Source organism: Nitrospirota bacterium, assembly GCA_016178585.1.
Taxonomy (GTDB): Bacteria; Nitrospirota; Nitrospiria; order JACQBW01; family JACQBW01; genus JACOTA01.
In genome coordinates, this window is the sequence record JACOTA010000010.1 from 12,002 (window position 1) to 30,343 (window position 18,342).

At 44.2% G+C, this 18,342-nt stretch carries 16 protein-coding genes and 1 tRNA gene; 11 read left to right on the forward strand and 6 right to left on the reverse strand.

Annotated elements, in window-relative coordinates; genetic code table 11:
• Window positions 1-7 precede the first annotated feature (7 nt).
• The 9 genes from HYR79_01195 (at window position 8) to HYR79_01235 (ending at window position 10,421) form a co-directional block, all read left to right on the forward strand.
• Window positions 8-352, forward strand: a complete 345-nt coding sequence (locus HYR79_01195) for a hypothetical protein (protein MBI1820303.1) — start codon at window positions 8-10, stop codon at window positions 350-352.
• Complete coding sequence (gene topA / locus HYR79_01200; GenBank protein MBI1820304.1) at window positions 345-2,657, forward strand: type I DNA topoisomerase; 2,313 nt, start codon at window positions 345-347, stop codon at window positions 2,655-2,657. Before HYR79_01195 ends, topA begins: the two co-directional genes overlap by 8 nt.
• A gap of 130 nt (window positions 2,658-2,787) precedes the next feature.
• Window positions 2,788-3,624, forward strand: a complete 837-nt coding sequence (locus tag HYR79_01205; GenBank protein MBI1820305.1) for an amidinotransferase — start codon at window positions 2,788-2,790, stop codon at window positions 3,622-3,624.
• Between the two features lie 67 nt (window positions 3,625-3,691).
• Window positions 3,692-5,020 carry a methylenetetrahydrofolate--tRNA-(uracil(54)-C(5))-methyltransferase (FADH(2)-oxidizing) TrmFO gene (gene trmFO / locus HYR79_01210; protein ID MBI1820306.1) on the forward strand — a complete coding sequence of 443 codons (1,329 nt, stop codon included), beginning with the start codon at window positions 3,692-3,694 and terminating at the stop codon, window positions 5,018-5,020.
• Window positions 4,984-5,901, forward strand: coding sequence for a tyrosine recombinase XerC (gene xerC / locus HYR79_01215; GenBank protein MBI1820307.1), 918 nt, complete (start codon window positions 4,984-4,986; stop codon window positions 5,899-5,901). The genes trmFO and xerC overlap by 37 nt, the downstream gene beginning before the upstream one ends.
• Complete coding sequence (hslV, locus tag HYR79_01220) at window positions 5,882-6,445, forward strand: ATP-dependent protease subunit HslV (GenBank protein MBI1820308.1); 564 nt, start codon at window positions 5,882-5,884, stop codon at window positions 6,443-6,445. The genes xerC and hslV overlap by 20 nt, the downstream gene beginning before the upstream one ends.
• A 4-nt stretch (window positions 6,446-6,449) precedes the next feature.
• Window positions 6,450-7,832 (forward strand): ATP-dependent protease ATPase subunit HslU, encoded by a 1,383-nt coding sequence (gene hslU / locus HYR79_01225; protein ID MBI1820309.1) that lies wholly within the window; start codon window positions 6,450-6,452, stop codon window positions 7,830-7,832.
• 52 nt (window positions 7,833-7,884) lie between these two features.
• The gene (gene argB / locus HYR79_01230) at window positions 7,885-8,751 is read left to right on the forward strand and encodes an acetylglutamate kinase (GenBank protein ID MBI1820310.1); all 867 of its coding nucleotides are present in this window, start codon (window positions 7,885-7,887) and stop codon (window positions 8,749-8,751) included.
• A 278-nt stretch (window positions 8,752-9,029) separates the two neighbouring features.
• On the forward strand, window positions 9,030-10,421 hold the full coding sequence (locus HYR79_01235) for a hypothetical protein (protein ID MBI1820311.1): 1,392 nt from the start codon (window positions 9,030-9,032) through the stop codon (window positions 10,419-10,421).
• A gap of 70 nt (window positions 10,422-10,491) precedes the next feature.
• Here HYR79_01235 and HYR79_01240 read toward each other — a convergent pair.
• The 3 genes from HYR79_01240 to HYR79_01250 form a co-directional block, all read right to left on the reverse strand.
• Window positions 10,492-10,575: transfer RNA gene (locus HYR79_01240), tRNA-Leu, on the reverse strand.
• Window positions 10,576-10,705: 130 nt separating this feature from the next.
• Entirely contained in the window at window positions 10,706-11,554 is an 849-nt protein-coding gene (locus HYR79_01245; protein MBI1820312.1) for a hypothetical protein, read from the reverse strand.
• Between the two features lie 34 nt (window positions 11,555-11,588).
• Window positions 11,589-12,425, reverse strand: a complete 837-nt coding sequence (locus HYR79_01250; protein MBI1820313.1) for a hypothetical protein — start codon at window positions 12,423-12,425, stop codon at window positions 11,589-11,591.
• A 57-nt stretch (window positions 12,426-12,482) separates the two neighbouring features.
• Here HYR79_01250 and hemJ point away from each other — a divergent pair, with 57 nt between their 5' ends.
• Window positions 12,483-12,914 (forward strand): protoporphyrinogen oxidase HemJ, encoded by a 432-nt coding sequence (gene hemJ / locus HYR79_01255; protein ID MBI1820314.1) that lies wholly within the window; start codon window positions 12,483-12,485, stop codon window positions 12,912-12,914.
• 16 nt (window positions 12,915-12,930) lie between these two features.
• Here the strand turns inward: hemJ and rlmD are convergent, their stop codons facing one another.
• Genes rlmD through HYR79_01270 form a run of 3 tightly spaced genes read right to left on the reverse strand, consistent with a single transcriptional unit; the run spans window position 12,931 to window position 17,849 of the window.
• Window positions 12,931-14,247, reverse strand: a complete 1,317-nt coding sequence (rlmD, locus tag HYR79_01260) for a 23S rRNA (uracil(1939)-C(5))-methyltransferase RlmD (GenBank protein MBI1820315.1) — start codon at window positions 14,245-14,247, stop codon at window positions 12,931-12,933.
• The gene (locus HYR79_01265; GenBank protein ID MBI1820316.1) at window positions 14,244-15,626 is read right to left on the reverse strand and encodes a sigma-54-dependent Fis family transcriptional regulator; all 1,383 of its coding nucleotides are present in this window, start codon (window positions 15,624-15,626) and stop codon (window positions 14,244-14,246) included. Before HYR79_01265 ends, rlmD begins: the two co-directional genes overlap by 4 nt.
• A 9-nt stretch (window positions 15,627-15,635) precedes the next feature.
• Entirely contained in the window at window positions 15,636-17,849 is a 2,214-nt protein-coding gene (locus HYR79_01270) for a HAMP domain-containing protein (protein MBI1820317.1), read from the reverse strand.
• A gap of 115 nt (window positions 17,850-17,964) precedes the next feature.
• On the opposite strand from HYR79_01270, the gene HYR79_01275 reads away from it, so the two are divergent.
• Window positions 17,965-18,219, forward strand: a complete 255-nt coding sequence (locus HYR79_01275; GenBank protein MBI1820318.1) for a hypothetical protein — start codon at window positions 17,965-17,967, stop codon at window positions 18,217-18,219.
• The last annotated feature ends 123 nt before the right edge of the window (window positions 18,220-18,342 follow it).

Genomic DNA, 18,342 nt, shown 5'->3' on the forward strand with positions numbered 1-18,342 from the left:
AACGCATTTGCTCATTAAATCGGGCGCAAAACTCGTTGAAAATATTTCTGATATCCTGGAAGAGGTGAAGCTTCAGATCCACACCGGTTTTTTCGAACCTTTCCAGAAGCACAAAGTTATCCTGGAATCGATCTCTTATCCCGATCTTTCGGATTTGAACCCGGACGAGAAAAAAATTTATGATATACTATCCATGGAGCCTGTCCACCTGGACGACCTTGCCTTTCACGCCGATTTTCCAAGCCATCGGTGTGCCGATGTGCTGCTCCATTTGGAGTTAAAAGGTTTGGTCAGCCAGCTCGACGGGAACCATTTTATTAGAACTGATATGAATAAGGTAAACCATGGCTAAATCACTTATTATTGTTGAGTCTCCCTCAAAAGCAAAGACGATTAATAAATATCTTGGAAAAAATTATACGGTTAAAGCCTCGGTGGGACATATCAGGGACCTTCCAAAAAGCAAGTTGGGGATTGATCTTAAAAAAAATTTCAAGCCGGAATATACGGTAATCCGCGGCAAGAAAAAAATTCTGGATGAAATTCTCGAAGCCGCCGAAAAAGCGGACAAGATCTACCTGGCTTCCGATCCTGACCGTGAAGGGGAAGCGATCGCATGGCATATTGCGGAAGAAATTTCAGGCGGGTCGAAAAAATCCGGTAAAAAGAAAAAATCGTCCCAAAAAATATTCAGGGTATTGTTTAACGAGATTACCCAAAAAGCGATTAAAAAAGCAATGGACGAGCCTGGAGAGATCGATCTGAACAAGGTTAACGCCCAGCAGGCCAGAAGGGTCCTCGACCGGATTGTCGGGTATACGATCAGTCCTCTTTTATGGGAAAAGGTCAAACGGGGATTGTCTGCAGGAAGGGTTCAGTCGGTTGCCGTGAGGATGATCTGTGAAAGGGAGGCGGAAATTTTAAAATTCGTTTCCGAAGAATACTGGTCGATTACCGCACACCTTTCCTCCGAGAATCCACCCCCTTTTTCGGCAAAGTTGATTTCCATAGGGGATAATCCTCTTTCGTTGGCGAATGAAGAAGTCACCCGAACCCTGCTCCGTCAGCTTGAGACCAGAGATTTTGTTGTCGAAAAAATAGAGAAAAAGGAAAGAAAGCGGAATCCTGTGCCTCCCTTTATCACCAGTAAATTGCAGCAGGAGGGTTCTCGTAAGCTTCGCTTTACTCCAAAAAAGACGATGATGCTCGCTCAACAGCTTTATGAAGGGATTGAACTGGGAGAGGAAGGTCCGGTGGGATTAATTACCTATATGAGAACGGATTCCATCCGTATTTCCCCGGACGCCCAGCAGGAGGCCATTGATCTGATTTCTCAAAAATATGGGAGGGAGTATCTCCCTGATCAGCCGAATGTCTATAAAAGCAAGAAAAACACGCAGGATGCGCATGAAGCAATCCGTCCGACTTCTTTAAGTTATGATCCCGAGACGATTAAAGCTTCTCTCTCTAAAGATCAATATCTTCTTTACAAGATTATTTGGAACCGGTTTATGGCCAGCCAAATGAGGCCTGCAATTTTGGAAGTGACAAAGGTCGATATTAAGGCGGGCGACGCGCTCTTTCGGGCAAACGGAAACATTGTCGTCTTCCCAGGTTTTACCATCGTGTACTCTGAAGGAAAAGAGGAAAATGGAACGGAAAAACAGGGTGACCAGAAAGAGAATGAAACGGACGACGAAGAACATACGCTTCCAAACCTTGCGGAAGGTCAGAGGTTGCCCCTTGATCATCTTGAACCTAAACAACACTTCACCCAGCCGCCTCCCAGGTATAACGAGGCCCTGTTAATCAAGGAATTGGAGGAGAACGGGATTGGGAGACCAAGCACCTATGCGACGATTATCTCCACGATTCAGGATCGAGATTACGTTGAAAAGATTGAGGGCCGGCTTAAACCTTCTGAACTGGGGAAAATCGTCAACGGTCTATTAGTGGAGTCTTTTCCCGACCTGGTCAATCCTGAATTTACAGCGAAGATGGAAGAAAATCTGGATAACGTCGAAGAAGGCGGAAAAAAATGGACCGACACCGTGAAGGATTTTTATAAGCTTTTTGAAAAAGATCTCGAAAAAGCCCAGTTAGAGATGAGAGATGTCAAGAGAGAAGAAATCCCGACGGACATCCCCTGTGAACGATGTCAAAAAAAGATGGTCATAAAATGGGGTAGAAACGGTCGGTTCTTGGCCTGTCCGGGCTATCCCGAATGTAAAAATACCCATGATTTTATGGAGGATGCTGACGGAAAGATCAAGGTCATCCAAAAGGAAGTTTCGACGAATGAGATTTGTGAAAAATGCGGCCAGCCAATGATTATAAAGGTGGGGAGATTCGGCCGGTTTATGGCCTGTTCCAATTACCCGGAGTGCAAGACCACAAAAGCATTAAGTATTGGAGTCAAATGTCCTCGTGAAGGGTGTAACGGCGAGGTCACGCAGAGACGATCAAAAAAAGGGAGGGTGTTCTATGGATGCACCGCCTATCCCAAGTGTGATTTCGCGGTTTGGGACCGTCCTGTTCCCAAAATTTGTCCTCAATGCCAGGCTCCCTATCTTGTTGAAAAAGTCTCCCGCGCGGGAATCAAGGTGAAGTGTGCGAATAAGGAATGTCAGTATGAAGAAGAAGCCGTCGCTGCATGAAACAGGCTGCTGAAAATCTTCCATGTGCTGCGTTCTCGCCTTTCGGTCTCCTTCACCGTACATATTTCGTACGCCTCAGCCGCCCTTAAGGCTGCGGCCTGGCACCTGGAATTTTTGAGCAGCCTATGACATGCCTGGGATTTACCCGTTGAGTAAAATTCAATACCCCCCTCCCAAAAATGCCCTTCTCATGTGTCCGCCGGATTATTATCGAATCGAATATGAAATCAATCCCTGGATGAGCTTGAAAAACCAGGCAGATACGGAAAAGGCTCGAAATCAATGGAATTCTCTTTATCGAGCTCTGACTGAAAAGTTTGGACTCAAGGTGAATTTGATGGAGCCTCAGCCTCAACTTCCTGATTTGGTTTTTACAGCAAACGGGGGATTAGTGGCGGGACGTCAAATTATTCTTTCGAATTTTAAATTTCCTGAACGTCAGCGGGAGCGGGACTATTTTAAGGAATGGTTTCTTCATCATCAATATGAAATTATTTCAATTCCCTCTCATCTTTTTTTCGAAGGGGAAGGGGATGCCTTGTGGATGGGAAAATTATTATTTGCGGGGCACCCTTTTAGAACCGATATTTCCTCTCATGTCTTTCTTTCCAAGACCCTCCAGTGTGAAGTCATTTCTCTTGAACTCATTGATCCCAGGTTTTATCATCTCGATACCTGTTTTTGTCCATTAAACTCTGAAACGGCTCTTTTTGTTCCGGAGGCATTTAGTTCCCATAGCCGGAAAATTCTTTCTTCTCTGGTGGAAACGCTCATTCCGCTTAAGCCCGAAGAAGGCCGGCTATTTGTCTCCAATGCAATTGTTTTCGAAAAAAAGATTATTTTTCAAAGCGGCGCGGGTTCAACGCGCAAAAGACTGGAAGCAGAAGGTTTTGAGGTTTATTCGCTTGATTTGTCCGAGTTTATCAAGGCGGGGGGGAATGCCAAGTGCCTCGTCCTCTGGGTATAATATAGGGGCTTGCGCCGCTCAAGGAATTCCTCTTGCACGGATGACCGGTTTCTCCTAAAATAAGTTCATGTCAGATCAGACACTAACGGTCATTGGCGGAGGGTTGGCCGGTTCAGAAGCCGCCTGGCAGGCTGCCGAGCAAGGGGTAAAGGTACGCCTTTTTGAAGGCCGGCCCAGTTTGACGAACGGCGCCCATGTTACCGGGGACCTGGCCGAGATTGTTTGCAGTAATTCCCTCGGTTCAAATGATCCTTTTTCAGCTCCCGGTCTTTTAAAAAATGAGCTTCGTCTGCTCCGCTCTTTAATCATTCAAACCGCCGACCGTTTTTCAGTTCCCGCGGGGTCCGCATTAGCGGTTGACCGCGAACTTTTTTCTAAACAGATCACGCACACGTTAGAAGCCCATCCGAATATCACGGTTTTTCGGGAGGAGATTAAGGAAATTCCTGCAGACCGGCCTGTTATTATTGCAACCGGACCGCTCACCTCCTCCCCCCTGGCCGAATCTTTAAGCCGATTAACTCAATCCGAACGTCTTTATTTTTTTGACGCCATATCTCCTATTTTGGAGGCGGATTCAATTGACCGCTCCATTGTTTTTAAAGCTTCCCGTTATGATGATGGCGAAGGGGATTATTTAAATTGTCCGATGACAGAATCAGAGTATCAGGTCTTTTACGAGGCTTTGATGGCAGGGGACAAAGTCATTCCGAAATCTTTTGAAGCGATTCCTTATTTTGAAGGGTGCATGCCGATTGAAGTTCTGGCAGAGAGAGGGATCCAAACGCCGTTATTTGGTCCGATGAAACCGGTTGGCCTTTTGGACCCTCGAACGGGCAAACGGCCTTATGCGGTGGTACAACTCCGGCAGGAAAACCAGTTTGCGTCTTGCTATAATATGGTCGGCTTTCAAACCAAACTCAGGTATGGAGAGCAAAAAAGGATTTTCCGCCTGATTCCGGGCATGGAAAACGCCGAATTTTTGCGTTTTGGGAGTCTGCATCGGAATACGTTTATTCATGCGCCATCTCTCCTAACGCCGGCCTTACAGCTTCACCAGGATGCTGGAGTTTTTATCGCCGGACAGTTAACGGGAGTTGAGGGTTATGTTGAAGCTTCTGCCATGGGTCTTCTGGCGGGCTTAAATGCTGCCAGGGCATCCAGGGGGGAGCCGCTTCTCGTTCCTCCCCTCTTTACTGCGCATGGCGCGTTGATTCATTATTTGACGAGTGGTGACTCGAAACATTTTCAGCCGATGAATATCAATTTCGGCCTTTTTCCGCCGCTGGCAACATCCGTTAAACAAAAAGACATCCGAAAAAAGATGATCGTTAACCGTGCCCTGGAGGAATTGAAAAATTGGATTCAGAACTTCTCAATTTTAGAAACTACTTAAAAAATGAAAAAGGGATGTCTGTTCATACGGTTAGAAATTATCTGTCCGATTTAAGTCAATTTGATCGTTTTTTAAAGTCTCGAAAAATCACCGCAATCAAGAATGGCGAGGTGAATCCAAAAACAATCAGAGGCTATCTCACCCTCCTTCACTCTCAACACCTTAAAAAGTCATCCATGGCCAGAAAGTTAGCGGCCATTCGGACATTTTTCCTTTTTTTACAAAAAGAGGGAATTCTTCAGATCAATCCCGCTAAAATGGTTGCCACCCCAAAACAGGAAAAGGTTCTTCCCAAAGTCCTGTCGGTGGAAGAAGTTGCCTATTTGGTTCAAGCGCCTGACCAAAAGACGGTTTTGAATTTAAGGGATAAAGCCATTCTTGAAACCATTTATTCAACGGGAATCCGGGTGGAAGAACTCGTCCGCTTGAATGTGGATGATTTTCACCCGAAAGACCGGCTTGTAAAAATCCGCGGTAAAGGAAACAAAGAAAGAATCGTTCCGATTGGAACCCCGGCTATTTTAGCCATTGAGCAATATTCGAGCCGTTTCAACCTGGAAAAAAAATATGGAGATTTTCCATTATTTTTGAATCGTTTCGGGGGAAGATTGACAACGCGGAGTGTAGGCCGTATAGTAGAAAAATATTCCTCCCAGATGGGAAAAATGATGAAAATCTCGCCTCATGGACTTCGCCACAGCTTTGCAACCCACCTGCTCAATAACGGCGCGGATCTTCGGTCTATTCAGGAGTTGTTAGGGCACTCGAGTCTTTCGACGACCCAGCGCTACACCCATTTAAGCATGGATCATTTGATTAAGGTTTATGATGAGGCCCATCCACGCTCAAGAAAGAAGAAAAATGAATCGGAGAAAGAATGAAATTTTGGACCCATTAAAGATTCGGTCGACAACGATTTTATCCGTTCGTAGAAACGGAAAAGTGGCGATGGCCGGGGACGGTCAGGTGACCCTGGGACAGACGGTGATGAAAAGAAACGCCAGAAAAGTGAGGAAAATTTATAACGATGCTGTCCTGACCGGATTTGCCGGAGCCACGGCCGACGCTTTTACGTTGTTTGAGAGATTTGAATCGAAATTAGAGGAATACCGGGGAAATCTCCCCCGGGCTGCCGTGGAGTTGGCGAAAGATTGGAGAACCGATCGTATTCTTCGGAGGTTGGAAGCCCTTCTGGCCATTGCAGACCGGGATCATTCTTTAATTTTATCCGGAACCGGAGACGTCATTGAACCCGAAGACGGGATTATTGCGATTGGTTCCGGGGGGCCTTACGCGCAGGCGGCCGCAAGGGCGTTAATTGAAAATTCGACTCTGGAACCCAAGACAATCGTTCATAAAGCGATGGAAATCGCGGGTGACATCTGTATTTACACCAATCGGGAAATCATTATTGAGGAAATTTGAATCCATGACATTGTTTAAGATAGAAGATTTGACCCCTAAAAAAATCGTGGAGGAATTAGATAAATATATTGTTGGGCAGAAAAAAGCAAAAAGGATGGTTGCGATAGCTCTGAGAAACCGGTGGAGACGCCAAAATCTTTCAGATGACCTGCGAGACGAAGTTCTTCCAAAAAATATTATTATGATCGGACCCACGGGAGTGGGTAAAACCGAAATCTCCCGCAGGTTAGCCAAACTGGTTTCTGCCCCGTTTTTAAAAGTGGAGGCCTCAAAATATACTGAGGTTGGCTATGTTGGACGAGATGTCGAATCGATGATTCGCGATCTGGTTGAATTATCGGTCAACATGATCAAGAAAGAACATACTGCCCGGGTTAAAGAAAAAGCAGAAACGATGGCTCAGGAGCATTTGCTGGATCTCCTCCTCCCTCCTCCTTCGGCCAGAAACCCTCCGGGAATTTTTAATGAAGCAAAGGGGGAAACCACAACGCTGCCTCCCGGTGACACCTATGAAGCAACGCGGTCAAAACTGAGAACTCAACTCAAAGAAGGAAAGTTAAATGAACGCGTCGTGGAATTGGAAACTCAGGAAAAAAATCTTCCGATAGGGATTGTTTCAGGAGCGGGGATGGAAGACCTTGAAAACAATCTTAAAGAAATGTTTGGCAATATCTTCCCGGGGAGAAAAAAGAAAACAAAAATGAAGGTCACGGAAGCCCTCCGGTTTCTAACTCAGGATGAAGCTCAAAAGTTAATTGATCATGAGGAGGTCGTTCGTGAAGCCATTCAGACGGCGGAGAACGGAGGGATTATTTTTGTTGATGAAATTGATAAGATCGCCGGAAAAGAAAAAGGAGGAGGTCCGGATGTCTCCCGTGAAGGGGTCCAGAGAGATCTACTTCCTATCATTGAAGGCTCCACGGTTAATACCAAACATGGATTGGTTAAAACCGATCATATCCTTTTTATCGCGGCAGGGGCGTTTCATATTTCAAAGCCTTCCGACTTGATTCCAGAACTTCAGGGAAGGTTCCCGATCCGGGTTGAGTTGGAATCGTTGGGTAAAGAAGAATTTATCCGGATCTTAACCGAGCCAAAAAATGCGCTGATTCGTCAGTATCGCGCGCTTCTCGATACCGAAGATGTAACCATTGACTTCACCGCCGACGGGATTGAGGAGATGGCTGCCATTGCGGTTGAGGTAAATGAAAGAACAGAAAATATCGGAGCCAGAAGGCTTTTTACGATTATTGAAAAACTCCTTGAGGAGATTTCTTTTAACGCGCCCGATCTTCAAGGCCAAAAGATAGAAATTAATTCTAAATATGTTAGGGAAAAGCTTTCGGATATTGTAAAGGATCAAGACCTCAGCCGTTACATCCTGTAATTGAAATGGTAGGGGCAGGCCCCTGTGCCTGCCCTGAGTTTGGAGACAATAAGTGCAGAAATTAATTGAAAAAGCTAATTTATTAATCGAGGCATTGCCTTATATCAAGATGTTTCATGGAAAGACCATTGTCATCAAATATGGGGGAGCGGCAATGGTCGATCCCCTCTTGAAAGAGCAATTCGCCCAGGATATCGTCCTGATGAAGTATGTCGGAATGAACCCTGTCATTGTTCATGGCGGGGGACCCCAGATCAACCGGATGATGGAAAAACTGGGGATGAAGCCCCGTTTTTTAGACGGCGTCCGATATACCGATATCGCGACGCTGGATATTGTGGAAATGGTTTTAGGAGGGAGCATTAACAAAGAAATCGTTTCTCTCATTAACCGCCATGGAGGAAGAGCCGTTGGTTTAACCGGAAAAGACGGTCAGCTGATCACGGCAAAAAAATATACTAAAAATCAAAACGGGGAAGATGTTGTGGATCTGGGGTTAGTCGGGGAGGTTGAAAAAATAGATCCCACGATCATTGAAAATTTGGAAAAAAGCCGCTTTATTCCTGTTATCGCGCCTATTGGCGTTGGAAAAGACGGCGTGACTTACAATATCAATGCCGACTGGGTTGCCGGAGAAATTGCCGGGGCGCTAAAGGCGGAAAAACTCCTCATTCTCACCGATGTCAAAGGAATTCTCAATTCAAAAGGAGAACTTTACTCGACCCTGACCAGAAAAGAGGTCAAACAGCTGATAAAAAAGGGAATTATCACGTTGGGAATGCTGCCTAAAGTTGAAAGCTGTTTAACCAGCCTGGAGCGTTCCGTCTCCAAGGCACATATCATCGACGGACGAGTCCCCCATTCCATTTTGCTGGAAGTGTTTACCAACCAGGGGATTGGAACAGAAATCTCACCCTAACCAGGACACTGGAAAAACCCTAGAACAGCGATAGAAAGTTGTCATTGCGAGCGAAGTGAAGCAATCTCAAGACTTTACGATAAGATTGCCACGCACCCTTCGGTGCTCGCAATGACATGATTAATAAGTGGGTGCGAAGTCTATCGCTGGTCTTGGGTGGAAAACGGCATGTTGACAAAAAAAAGAACTGCTATACTTAAAAAGGCTAATATACTTAATATAGTATTTTTTTAAGGCTGTTTTTTTGTTTAACTAAACCTTCTGTAAAGGAGAGTAAAATGCGTAAGCTTACCACTTCTTTTCTTTTTTTGTTAATTGGAATATGCGGGTTTTCATTTACGTATGTCCCGGATGCGCTGGCCATTCCAGCCTTTGCCAGAAAGTATGATGTGTCCTGTGTGATGTGTCACACCGCTTTTCCGAAATTAAACGACTTCGGGAATAATTTCAGAGACAATGGTTACCAGATGGGAGCTGACAGCGATCTGCCCACAAATCAGGATAAAGGCTATTTTCCGATTGCGTTTAGAACCACGGTTGGTTATGAATACGCCAGCCAGAACCATGTTCAGGGTATTGTAACCGGGAATAGTACCGATAACTATTCTTCCGGGCTAGGATCTCTGGGAATGGACATTTTAAGCGCGGGGACGCTCGACCGGGATATCTCATTTTTAGTCGTTCCTACCGGTGAGAACTCTCTCTTAGGAGGCCCGGCTACCTTTTCGCTGGAATCGGCCTGGGTTCGATTTGATAATCTCTACGATTCTCCAATGTTAAATGTTAAGATCGGCTATAGCGACCTCGATATTCCTTTTTCCGAGCACCGGTCACTGACACCGAGTTCAAAGTATGCCATTTACCACTACATTCCCGGTGTGCCCTATAATAGCAACGATTTTCCGGTAGGGGATTCAACCTCTATTGCAGTCGCAAATAAGGACACTTTTGCTTTTGGAAATCATCAAGGGGTTTTACAACTCATGGGGCACAGGGTTGATCCCGTTGGAATTTTCCGGTATTCGGTGAACCTGGTCAGTAACAACCAAATGGGGGGGCATGATACCGGCTATTATCTTCATGTTACCCAATCCATGAGCGGAGGAGGGTATTCTTCAGGATATCGGGGAGGGCTCTTTTATTTGAATATGCCGATTCCCACTGTATCTGATACCCAGAACACTGCTGCTACGACTCCTGCACTTGCGAATGTTGGAAGCGCCGCTAAACCGGTTACAAAATATGGTCTCGACTTAAGCGGAAATTTTCTGAATAGCAAACTCAATGTTTTTGGCGTTTATATGATAGGGCAGAATGCCAAAGAACTGATTACAGGCGCGACAGACGATGCAAAATTCTGGGGAGGATTTGTTGAGGCCAATTACATGGCAACGCCAAAGTTATTGCTACTTGCAAGATATGATGTGATTAAAAATACGACCCAACCTGTTGCTACAATTACCCCGGTAGTCGGTCCGGCAATAAGTTCAGATGGATATAACGATGTTAATGGAATGACCCTTGCCGCACGATATGCGTTAGTAATTCATAATCGAGGTGAGATCTGGGCTCACAGCGAACTCAATGAAACGACCAACAAGAAAACGGCATTTGACGGATCTGATCAGAAAAATGATGCGCTCTTTTTAGGATTTGATTTCGCTTATTAAGCAGGGGAGAACAAGGTAAATTTTTAGAGGCAAACGGTTTTTAACCGTTTGCCTCTTTTTTTAAACAGGATGGGGATGCGGAGAATCGAACTCCGATGGGGTTGCCCCCGGCAGATTTTGAGTCTGCTGCGTCTACCAGTTCCGCCACATCCCCGGGTAATATTTTACTTAATACGAACGTAATAATAATGGTGACATATTTCTTGTAGGGGCAACTCCCCGTGGTTGCCCAGGGCAGGCACAGGGGCCTGCCCCTACGATGAAATGCAACAACATTTAATACATTAGATATCGGCATTGATTTGGTTAATCAATGTCTCATGCATCTGATTATAAAGATTGATGTATTTTATCAAGCTTTGCCATCGAATGACATTAATTGAATAAAAATCATCATACCGCTTCGATGTGTACCTTGTGACATACTGAATTTCATCTTTTTCAAGCAGGTCGATATTTCCTTCTTTTACCCTTGCTTCGAGAATTTCCCCGTTAAAGACCACCAAGGGAAAAACCCAATAAAACCTTTTCTCGTTTGTGGCGATTTTTCTGTTTTCATAAAGGGCCAGCTCGCTCGAAATGGCTTTAATGACAGGGAAAATTGCCCCATGGATATCCGAGGCGTTCGTGGCGTTAAAAAAAGTCGATTGGGTCGTTTTTTGGGAGTCCTTTGCTTCAGACACCTCTGCGTAGGAGTGCGCTTTATACTCAAAATTAAACAGACCCATCAGGTTATTTTTTTGAAGCATATTTAAAAGATAGCCCTTAAATTTTTCCTGGTCGGGATAGGAAGTTTCCAATTCCAGAATTTCATTTAAATAAAACAAGGGGTAATTGTTCAAATTGATGCTTCCTGAATAGTCTCCCTTGGTAAAGAAAACCCACTTGTTTTTAAGGCTCTGTTTGGCCTCCACGACGACCACGGTAATTACAGCGGTTTCGGGTTTGACTTCAGAAATCTTATAAGCGACCAGGTCGATTTCTCTTCCTTTATCTTCATCCTTGTCGAGATAAAATCGATTCGGAACGATCATCCAGCCATTTTTTTCGAAAAGGTCGCAAACCTGGTATTCGAAGATATGACCGCTTCGAGCCAGAGTTTTTTTAATTTTTTCAATATCCTGAAAATTCATAAGGTTAAATAAGATATAGGATCAGGAGTTTATCTTAATTGGGTGATAATTGCAAATCCGTTTGAAAGAACTCTTTACTCAACATAAAATCGGATACGTAACGCATCGTCTGATCTTTTTTACGGGTCATTATATGAATTTCTTTGCTGGCAAGAAAAATAAAGGACTTTTCTGATTCCATCACATTCAATAAAATATCTTCTTTGACGGCTCCCATGGTCTGACCCTGATACTGGCAGATAATTTTAAAAGAATTTATTTTTCCACTGAAAGTTTTTTTATAAAGATCTAACCGGTTCACATAAAAATGGTCAATGGCCTGTTCAGTTTCTTCTTTAGGAATATGATCGCCGACCATTAATTGATGGTCGGCGTTAAGATAGGGATAGGTGGACTCTTTTAAAAAAAGACGGTTTTTGTAAAAGAAATAATTGGCGGGTTCTTTGACAAACCCCTGGATATTTTCATGAAAGTCTTTCGAGTGATAGACGGGAGCTGAATCTTTTGAATAGGAGATTCCCATCAAATCGAAAAAAACGGAGTTTAAGCAATTGTCTCCGCCCAGGTAAGGAATTTCTTCTTCGCTAAACGGTTTTATCAATCCGGACTGACCCGGTTTTTTCCCCCAGAGGGAGTCTGTTTCGGGGAAGGGGGGGGGATTTTCTGTCTTTGACGGAGCGGGAGGGTGAACAGGAAGCGGCAACTTTGGCAAAACCTGGCCTGATGAAGCGTTTTCAATTTTTATCGTGACGGGTCGGTATAAGATTTGTCTGGGATCTTGAAAAAAAAGATCGCATCCTGTGGTAAGATAGGAAAACGTGACAAGGAGGAAAACGAAAAGTTTACGGTTGAAAATCTGTTTGGGGTCCATAGGTTGGTAAAAATCATAACATGAATTGAATAGAATTGGAAGAAGGAGGACAGCGCTTTGTTTTTTCTCTGGTTAAAAGCTTTACACATCATTGCTCTTGTTTCATGGTTTGCCGGGTTATTTTATCTTCCGCGTCTTTTTGTTTATTTTGCAGAAAGTTCCGACCCAAATGTCAATAGGACATTGATGACCATGCAAATAAAGCTATGGAAGGTCATTATGGTGCCTGCTTCAACCTTGACTGCTTTTTTTGGTTTTTTGCTGCTCTATCTGACCTGGGAGTCAAATCTGTTTAGAATTTGGTTTCAATTAAAAGTCATTCTCCTGGTTCTGCTTTATTCGTATCATTTTTATTTAGGGAGTATTCTAAAAGGGTTTGAGAGGGGTGGCCCGGCAAAATCCGGAAAATTCTACCGGATTTTAAATGAGATACCGACCTTCTTATTGGTTTTCATTGTGATACTGGTTGTGGTTCAGCCCTGGAAATAAATGGCTGTGGATTAACTCATGCTTTTAAGCGAAGCTCTGTCAGCGTTTCGATGTGCGCCGTCTGAGGGAACATGTCAAAGGGAGCCACCCGGCCAACGCTGTAGCTTTTTGATAAAACCTTTAAATCTCTCGCCAGGGTTGCCGGATCACAAGAAATGTAATACATCCGACCGGGCCCTATTCTTAAAATAGAATCGATGGTGGAGCCATCGATTCCTTCCCGCGGGGGATCCAAAATTAAGATATCAAGCGGAAACTTGATCTTATCCCACCTTTTCAGCACCGCCTGGGACTTTTCTTTTCTTACGGAACAGTTGCTAATCTGATTGATTTGAAGATTGTATTTCAGATCCTCAATCGCCAAAGGGTTTTCTTCGACGGCTGTCAAATGGTGAGAAGATTTAGCTAATAAAAGAGTAAAATTTCCCTGACCGCTGTGGAGTTCCAATGCCCTTTCTTTCCCTGAGAACTGCGCCCAGGAGAAAAGGGTTTCCATTAGTTTTAAATTGACTTCCCTGTTGACTTGCGAAAAGACTCCCGCGCTGTTTCTGATTTTAAAAATTTCCTGAGAATTAAGCGGGTTTTTAAGGAGATGAAAAAAACGGCTCTCTCCAAAAACCTTTTGGTTATTGTCTTCCCGCGTAATGACCACCCCTCTTATTTTGAAAGGTAAATCTAAGAAACCTTTCATGATGGCCTCGTTTTTTGGAAACTCTTTCATCTTCATTTCAATAAGAATCTCATCGCTTGGATCAGCTAAAGAGAAACTCATTTCTTTCAGCGTTTGGAAAAGGTCAGGACTGTCATTAAGGTGTAAAGAGACTTTTTCTAAAAGGGAGTTTAGCAGGGGATTGATGATAAAACAGTGTTGCACCGGGACGATTTCTTTGGATTCGGGCCGAAAAAAACCGATTATCATTTTTCCACTTTGATAAGAAGTCTGGAATCGTACCCTTTGTCTATAGTGAAAAGGGTGCGGAGAGGGAACGGGGAACAAAATCTCCGGGTCGATTTTACCGATTCTGTGGAGAGATTCCTTTAAAAGGTCAACTTTCAAGCTCATTTGATTTGGGTAGTCGATCATTTGCCATTGGCATCCGCCGCATTGTTCAAAAACGGGACAAAGAGGCGTTACCCGGAAAGAGGAAGGGTCCAAAATGGCGACCTTATTTGCCAGGAGATAATCCTTTTTGATTCCCGTGATTTTAATTTCTGCTGTTTCCTCCGGGATCACATAGGGGACAAAGACGATTTTATCTTCCAATCGAGCCAGTCCTTTTCCTTTTGCGACCAGTTTTTCAATTTTGACTTGACGGTTTTCGCCGGTTCTCATGCGATATTTGTCCTCTTTTCTACTTCAATTCCAAGCAATTTCATTTTTCGATAAAGGTGGGTCCGCTCGAGGCGAAGCTTTTCGGCGGTCTTGGTGATGTTCCAATCATTTGAAATGAGGTGGTCCAAAATATATTTTTTTTCAAATTGGGATCTTGCTTCTTTGAGGGACCAGGTCTGTTTTTCAGGAGAAACGGCAAACAATTCAGGTATGGCTGGATTTCCCGTCAAAACTAAAAGATTATTTTCCGTAATGACGGACTGAGGAGACATGATCATCACCCTTTCGATAAAATTTCGGAGTTCCCGAATATTCCCTTTCCAGTCCATCGTCGTCAGATATTGAACGGCTCCGGCGGTAAATGTTTTGGGTTTTATGCCCTCCTGATTCAAAATATCCTCAAGGAAATAGTCAACCAGCTCGGGAATATCCTCCGTGCGTTCCCTCAAAGGGGGCACATGAATCGGCAAGACGTTAAGCCTGTAATAGAGGTCTTCCCTGAAATTCCCCTTTTTTATTTCGTCTGTTAAAACTTTATTAGATGCCGAAATTAAACGGACATCAATCGAAAGGGTTTTCGTTCCTCCCACCCTCTGAAAACGCTGTTCCTGGATAATTCTCAATACTTTGGCTTGAGTCGAGAGACTCATATCTCCAATTTCATCGAGAAAAAGGGTGCCCTGGTCCGCCAGCTCAAAACTCCCCTTTTTAGTAGAAGTCGCACCCGTAAAGCCTCCTTTTTCATAGCCGAACAACTCGCTTTCAATCAACGTATCCGGAATAGCGGCGCAGTTCAATTCAATGAACGGATGGGACGCCCTGACCGATTGTCCATGGATGGCCCGCGCGACAAGCTCTTTCCCTGTGCCATTTTCGCCTGAAATCAAAACCCGGCTTTGTGATGGCGCGGCCATTTGGATCTGCTCCCGCAGCCTTTTCATGGCGGGGCTCGAACCGACGAGACGCCATTTTTTTTCGATTTGATTTCGCAGATGAAAATTCTCCTGCTCAAGGGTCTGCTCGTTGAGCGCATGCCTGATCAGTAGAATAACCTTTTCCAAAGAAAGCGGTTTTTCTATAAAATCATAGGCTCCCAGTTTAATGGCCTTTACTGCGGACTCAATGGACCCATGTCCTGACATCATGACTACCGTTTGCCGGGGAGAGATTTCCTTGAGTTTTTGAAGCGTTTCAATTCCATCCATGTCAGGCATCCAGATATCGAGGAGGATCAAATGAGGCGGGGCTGTTTGAACAACCTGAATGGCTTCCCGGCCGCTCGATTTGGTGGTCACCTGATAACCCTCGTCTGTCAAAATACCTGAGAGCGTTTTTAATATACCTTCTTCATCATCTACGATCAGAATATCTGCGGACATATCTTTTTCCTATGCTGTTGTGGGCATTTCGATAATAACTTTCGTTCCTCTCGGAACATTATTCTCAATTCGAATCGTGCCTTGATGGTCTGATATAATCCGGTGGACGATCGCAAGACCTAATCCTGTTCCACTTTTCCTCTTGGAAAAGTAAGGAAGAAAAAGTTTATCCATATCTTCCGGTTGAATTCCGACGCCATCGTCCGATATTTCGAACCGGGCTTTTTTTTGCTCGGGTTGAAAAATGGTTTTGACCCAAATTTTACCGGAAGAGCTCATGGCTTCGATTGAATTTTCAAATAAGTTAATAAAGACTCTTTTTATTTGTTCTGGGTCGGCGTGAATCAACGGCATGGATGGATCCCATGACGTGTGGAAAAGGACGTCCTTATGAGCATTTTGATAAAGAAAAATAATGTCTTGGATCAGACGGTGGGGTTGTATGGAAACAGGATGAGACACCGGCATTCTCGCGAATTGAGAGAACTCATCCACCATTGTTTTCATGCTGTTGACTTCATCCATGATGATCTTGGTCGATTCGTCAAAAACCGTTTCAAAGTCGGAAGCCCGTTCATAAAATTTTTTTCTCAATCGCTGGGAGGCCAGCTGAATCGGGGTAAGAGGATTTTTTATTTCGTGGGCCAGCCTTCTTGCCACCTCCTGCCAGGCGGCGACTTTCTGCGCTTTTAAGAGGTCGGAAAGGTCGTCGAACACGATGACGACACCGAGGAAATCTCCCTGGTTGTTATAAAGCGACGTGAGGATCACCTTGAGGGTCATCAGTTTTTGATGGATTTTGATCTGGATCTCCTCCTCCAGGTTCATTTTTTTCTTTTCCATTTTTTTTTCAAAGGATTTTACGAGATCGTTTAAATGGAGGGGCTTGAATCCTTCACGATAAGGTTTTCCGATGACCTCGGACGCCTTGAGATTCAGGATTTTTTCAGCCGATTGATTAAAGGTTTTTACTAAACCCTCCTGGTTGATGGAAATGACCCCTGTGCCAATATTTTCAAGAATGGCCTCAATATAAGCTCTTCGTTGTTCGATTTCAAGATTAGAAGTTTTCAAAGAGGTGTTGGCCTCTTCCAATTGATTTTTGTTTAATTTTAAGTCGGAAGTCATGGTATTAAAGGAATGGACTAAAACGCCGATTTCATCTTTCGCTTGAATATCAATCTTAAAATCAAGGTTTCCCTGAGCGACTGCCTGTGTGCCTTCAGCGAGCTTAAGCAAAGGAACGGTAATGCCCCGGGCGAGATAGAATCCAAACCATGTGGCAGAAAACATAATGACCAGCGTAATAATTAAAAACGAGAGAATATAGCTTCCTTTAATCGGATTTTTAAAGGTCTTAAACTGCCGGTACTCTTCGGAGGCCTCGGCAATGTCCTCAATCTTATTGACCATCGACTGGGGAATCAACATCCGGACTAAAACTATTCCTCTGACTTCTTTTTCGAATGTGGATGAAAAATTAACCCGGCTGACAACCAGATTTCCGGCGCCCGTCTCAATAATCGTATACCGTTCTTTTCCTGAAACCACCCGGGCCAGGACGTCATCCGTTAAATGCCCGACCGACTGGAGAGCGTTGGAAGAATGAATCGGTTTTATTTTTGGGTTTGAAAAATAAAGGTCGATTCCTTCAACGTCCAGGCTCGTTCTTTTTTGATTGAGAAAGTCGCCCAGTTCCGCGGGGGTTAGACTCTTGATGTCAATTTTTGAAAGTTCCTGTGAGATTTCTTTCGCACGCCTGAAAGAAAGGTCGCCTTCCTGTTGATAAAAAGACCTCCCGACTTCCAGGGAGTCGTTGATGGCCCGTTCCGCTTGAAGACTAAACCAATTTTCGATGCTGGTGGATAATAAAACCGCCGCGATGAAGAAAAGGATAATAGAGGGAATGAGTGAAATGCCTACGAAAGCAAAAATAAGGCGGGTTCTAAAACTGGTTCCCAGGTTGGGAACGTTCCTCTCAAAATAGAGTTTTACAAGGTTTCTGGATAAGAGAATCAGGGTCAATATCACCAGAATGATATTGAGATTCATGATCGTCAGCACAAGAATATTGCTGGAAAATGGAGACGCGCGGATTCCCTTTACATAGATGGTCCCCATGGAGATCATCAATAGAACCAGAAGAATAAACAACCAGAGGGGCCGGAGGAAAAACCTGTGATTAGAAGATTTTTTATGACTTTCGGAACTGGCTATTTTCATAAGATTTCGGGGTAAACAGATAAAGTGTAGCATGTTTCGGAAGAAGGAAACAACGGATTAGGGGGCGGAGTGATTTGTCTTGATTTGTCTTGCCCACTGGTTCATGATACCAGTGATGAAAGGGCAGCTCCTTCAGTATCGAAAATTTACAGATGAATTAGGCCATACAATTGAAATGAAGCTCTGGAAGGTGTCCGTTTCCAAGGAAAAACCTCACGGCTATAAATATTCCCTGGTTTATATTGTCAATGATCAGAGAGTCATCGGTTATGATAATCACGAGATGAGAACAGATCATCGGCATTATGGAAAGGATGTGGAACCTTATCAGTTTGAGACCATTGAAAAATTGACCCAGGAACAGAGATAGGATTTGTAACTCCTTGTTTTGCCTGTCATCGCGAGCGCCCGCAGGGTGCGTGGCGATCTCGGTTCACGATGGCGAGATTGCTTCGCTTCGCTCGCAATGACATGATTAATAAGTGGGTGCGAA

Excerpts from the sequence above, each read along its gene's own strand:
- HYR79_01205 (MBI1820305.1), top strand. The coding sequence starts at position 2,788 with ATGCCTGGGATTTACCCGTTGAGTAAAATTCAATACCCCCCTCCCAAA.
- HYR79_01245 (MBI1820312.1), bottom strand. The coding sequence starts at position 11,554 with ATGAATTTTCAGGATATTGAAAAAATTAAAAAAACTCTGGCTCGAAGC.
- rlmD (MBI1820315.1), bottom strand. The coding sequence starts at position 14,247 with ATGAGAACCGGCGAAAACCGTCAAGTCAAAATTGAAAAACTGGTCGCA.
- HYR79_01250 (MBI1820313.1), bottom strand. The coding sequence starts at position 12,425 with ATGGACCCCAAACAGATTTTCAACCGTAAACTTTTCGTTTTCCTCCTT.
- HYR79_01265 (MBI1820316.1), bottom strand. The coding sequence starts at position 15,626 with ATGTCCGCAGATATTCTGATCGTAGATGATGAAGAAGGTATATTAAAA.
- HYR79_01235 (MBI1820311.1), top strand. The coding sequence starts at position 9,030 with ATGCGTAAGCTTACCACTTCTTTTCTTTTTTTGTTAATTGGAATATGC.
- hslV (MBI1820308.1), top strand. The coding sequence starts at position 5,882 with ATGAATCGGAGAAAGAATGAAATTTTGGACCCATTAAAGATTCGGTCG.
- HYR79_01270 (MBI1820317.1), bottom strand. The coding sequence starts at position 17,849 with ATGAAAATAGCCAGTTCCGAAAGTCATAAAAAATCTTCTAATCACAGG.
- HYR79_01275 (MBI1820318.1), top strand. The coding sequence starts at position 17,965 with ATGAAAGGGCAGCTCCTTCAGTATCGAAAATTTACAGATGAATTAGGC.
- hslU (MBI1820309.1), top strand. The coding sequence starts at position 6,450 with ATGACATTGTTTAAGATAGAAGATTTGACCCCTAAAAAAATCGTGGAG.
- trmFO (MBI1820306.1), top strand. The coding sequence starts at position 3,692 with ATGTCAGATCAGACACTAACGGTCATTGGCGGAGGGTTGGCCGGTTCA.
- topA (MBI1820304.1), top strand. The coding sequence starts at position 345 with ATGGCTAAATCACTTATTATTGTTGAGTCTCCCTCAAAAGCAAAGACG.